The sequence below is a fragment of the Actinoplanes sp. NPDC051633 genome, assembly GCF_040681735.1.
Taxonomy (GTDB): domain Bacteria; phylum Actinomycetota; class Actinomycetes; order Mycobacteriales; family Micromonosporaceae; genus Actinoplanes.
Genome location: NZ_JBFAZH010001203.1, coordinates 1 through 2,306, shown reverse-complemented (window position 1 = coordinate 2,306; position 2,306 = coordinate 1). Strand labels below are relative to the sequence as shown.

Below are 2,306 nucleotides of genomic sequence, written 5' to 3'. Positions count from 1 at the left end.
ACCTGGACCATCCTCTAGCTCGCCGGCACTGCCCCGCCGGCCCGGCTAGATCGTCAGGCCGGCGGTGCTCGTCTTCTCCTCGTCGCGGATGTAGACGAGCATGTCGCCGGTCTCGATCGTGGCTTTCTGCGAGCCGCCCAGTGGCATCACCTTGCCGCGGCGGATCAGCGCCACCACGAGCGTGGCCAGCTCGCGCGGGTTGGAACCCACCTCGGACCGTTCGGCCGAGCGCATCGCGAGCGCCATGCCCTGCCCGGGCGTGAGCAGGTCCTCCACGACGTCGATCAGCGGCGGCGCGGTGGTGGTCAGGCCGAGCAGCAGGCCGGCGGTGGCGGAGCTGACGATGACGTGGTGGGCGCCGCTCTGCTTGAGCAGGGCGGCGTTCTCCTGCTCGCGGACCGAGGCGATGATCCGCACCTGACCGGCGGTCAGCTGGCGCACCGTCAGCGTGATCAGCACCGACGCCTCGTCGCTGTCGGTCGCGATGATCACCGACTTGCAGTTCTTCACGTCGGCCTGGTTGAGCACGGTCGACCGGGTGGCGTTGCCCTCGATCACCGCCAGGCCGTTCGCGATCGCCTGGCGTACCGCCTCGTCCTGGTTCTCCACCAGCACGATCCGGGACTTGTCGTAGCCGGTCTCAAGCAGCGCACTGACCGCGGCGCGACCCTTGGTGCCGTAACCACAGATGATGATGTGATCCTTCAACTTCCGCCTCCACCGCGTGACGCGCAGGCTGTTGCGGTACTGGTCGGTCAGCACCTCGAGGGTCGTGCCGACCAGGATGATCAGGAAGAGTACGCGGGCGGGCGTGATGACCAGAACGTTCACCAGGCGCGCGTGGGGCGTGGACGGCGTGATGTCGCCGTAGCCCGTCGTGGAGAGTGAGACGACCGCGTAGTAGAAGCAGTCGAGCAGGGTGAGGCCGTCCTCGTTGACGTCCCGGTACCCGTCCCGGTCGAGATAGATGATGAAGACCGTGACCAGGACGAGGGTGATCGCGAACGCCAGCCGGACGGCCAGCGCTCGGAGCGGTCCCTGCCGGACGAGGGGTAAGTGGATCAACGGAAGCCCGCTTGCACGAGCCCACGATAGCGGCCGGGTGGTCAGGCCATTTATCAGGACAGCACAAGAAGCCCGATGGAGGAATACCTAACGGTAAGTTACGTCAGAGTTACGTAAAATCACATCGACTTGCTTGGATTCCGTTGGATCCCGAACGAAAACTGACCTCCAGCGCCCTCACAAAGGGCTGTCCCGCTGGAGGTCGACACATGACCCGATCCGTCCGCCGTACCCTGGTGGTCCTGGCATCCGTCATCGCTCTGCTGCTTCCGTCCGCGGCGGCGAGCGCCACCACGGCGACCAAGGCCGAGCTGCTGAGCATCTGGACCCAGCCCACGGTCGCCGGCTACAACAACTGGAACTACGCCCGGCAGCATCAGAGCACCTGGCGCGAGTACGCCTTCGACTGGACCACCGACTACTGCTCGAGCAGTCCGGACAACCCGCTGGGCTTCGACTTCAGGCTGTCCTGCTGGCATCACGACTTCGGCTACCGCAACTACAAGGACATCGGCGCCTTCGACGCCAACAAACCGCGCCTGGACTCGATGTTCTACGAGGACCTGAAGCGCAAGTGCGCCACCTACAACGTCATCCTGCGGCCGGCCTGCTACGCGCTGGCGTGGGTGTACTACGAGGCCGTCGCGATCTTCGGTTCGATCGCCGCGGTGCAGAAGTCGGACATCGAGCGTTCCCGGCGGCTGCTGCCCGCCAGCGAACGCGACCGGCGTTAGCGCTACTGCAAGGTCTGCGCGAAGCGGGCCGACCCGTGCTCCAGATCGGGGTGCTCGACCGCGAGAGCGGTCGCGACGATCCGGTCGAAGCCCTGGTCGGCCCCGTCCGCGTAGGCCGCGTCGAACGCCGCATCGCCGAGCACAGCCCGCAGCGCCACCTGCTGCTCGGCCCAGAAACCGCCGAACATCGCGGTCCGCCGCTCCCCCCGCACACCCTCGGACCCGCCGAAGAGGACGGCCGCGGTCACCGGATCGCCACCCATCGCGCAGCGGACGGCCAGCGCCGCCACGGCATCGGCGGCAGCGCCCCGGAAGCCGTACCGCAGCCGCGACCGCAGGGCGACCACCAGGTGGTCATGCGCGGCGACCAGGTCACCGCGGCGGAGGGCGACCAGACCCAGGAGCCAGTCGACGGTACGCGTGCCGCGGTCCTCGGGCCGCCCGGCCTCGATCTGGCGCGCCCCACCGAGCAGCTCCGCCGCCTCGTCCAGCGCGGCCCGCCGCCAC

The 2,306-nt window shown here is 68.0% G+C and carries 2 protein-coding genes and 1 pseudogene; 1 reads left to right on the top strand and 2 read right to left on the bottom strand.

The window, feature by feature from the left end; genetic code table 11:
• Positions 1-45: 45 nt before the first annotated feature.
• Positions 46-1,065: a potassium channel family protein gene (locus tag AB0M20_RS39025; RefSeq protein ID WP_364306039.1), complete on the bottom strand. Its 1,020-nt coding sequence runs from the start codon at positions 1,063-1,065 to the stop codon at positions 46-48.
• 209 nt (positions 1,066-1,274) lie between these two features.
• Between AB0M20_RS39025 and AB0M20_RS39020 the strand changes: the two genes are divergently transcribed.
• Complete coding sequence (locus AB0M20_RS39020; protein WP_364306037.1) at positions 1,275-1,799, top strand: phospholipase; 525 nt, start codon at positions 1,275-1,277, stop codon at positions 1,797-1,799.
• A gap of 2 nt (positions 1,800-1,801) precedes the next feature.
• Here the strand turns inward: AB0M20_RS39020 and AB0M20_RS39015 are convergent.
• Positions 1,802-2,306: pseudogene (locus tag AB0M20_RS39015) on the bottom strand (adenylate/guanylate cyclase domain-containing protein); the annotation flags it as partial.

Bases quoted from the DNA above. Each gene is read 5' to 3' on its own strand.
- AB0M20_RS39020 (WP_364306037.1), top strand. From the start codon at position 1,275: ATGACCCGATCCGTCCGCCGTACCCTGGTGGTCCTGGCATCCGTCATC.